Genomic DNA, 265 nt, shown 5'->3' with positions numbered 1-265 from the left:
AAGCTATAATCTATATTATCGTAAAATATTTTTGGATTATCCCTAGTAAAGACGTTGGACAATGAGTTTTTTAGTCCTATCAAAAGTGCATTGGCTTTGTTTTTAGTATTATTACTCATACTAGAAGAGAATTTTTGTTCAGTTTTTAGAAATAATTCTGTTCGAGTACCATAGGGGATATATTGACTGTTTTGATCTAACTGACTAATAAAGCAATAGCCATTATCTTTGCTCAAAGGAGAATTGAGTTTGACCTCTATAGATT

General features: G+C 29.8%; 1 protein-coding gene. It reads right to left on the bottom strand.

Features of this window, described 5'->3' with window-relative positions; all coding sequences use genetic code 11:
- Positions 1–265 (bottom strand): hypothetical protein (locus AAEY79_RS15205; RefSeq protein ID WP_352289310.1); only part of this gene is annotated, 265 nt, incomplete at both ends.

Origin of the sequence: Psychrobacter sp. GW64-MNA-CIBAN-0177 (assembly GCF_040309585.1) — a bacterium.
Taxonomy (GTDB): Bacteria; Pseudomonadota; Gammaproteobacteria; order Pseudomonadales; family Moraxellaceae; genus Psychrobacter; species Psychrobacter okhotskensis.
The sequence above is the reverse complement of the archived record's forward strand: the minus strand, read 5'-3'. Positions and strand labels throughout refer to the sequence as shown.